The sequence below is a fragment of the Ruoffia sp. FAM 24228 genome, from assembly GCF_045528575.1.
Lineage (GTDB): Bacteria > Bacillota > Bacilli > Lactobacillales > Aerococcaceae > Ruoffia > Ruoffia halotolerans.
Genome location: NZ_JBGQQZ010000195.1, coordinates 1 through 219, shown reverse-complemented (window position 1 = coordinate 219; position 219 = coordinate 1). Strand labels below are relative to the sequence as shown.

Annotated in this window: 1 pseudogene; it reads right to left on the bottom strand. The window is 41.6% G+C overall.

What is annotated here, in order from left to right:
* A pseudogene (locus ACEN33_RS12625) lies at positions 1–219 on the bottom strand (IS30 family transposase); the annotation flags it as partial.

Sequence of the window (219 nt, the reverse complement as noted above, 5' to 3'; positions counted from 1 at the left end):
AGGACTTTAAAGCTTCCTTAGGTAAGTTTTCTCTCAAATCTTCAATCGCAGTTTGCATAGCAACTTTAGAGCGATTTGGCATGGGTAAAGCAATATATATACGGCTTTTTCGTTCTGCAAAGCTCGCAAAACAACCTTTACTCTTGCCTCGAGAAGAAACAACTGTGTCGAGTTCCCAATGCCCGAACTCTTTTCGATTCTTCACAGATTTGGGGCGTT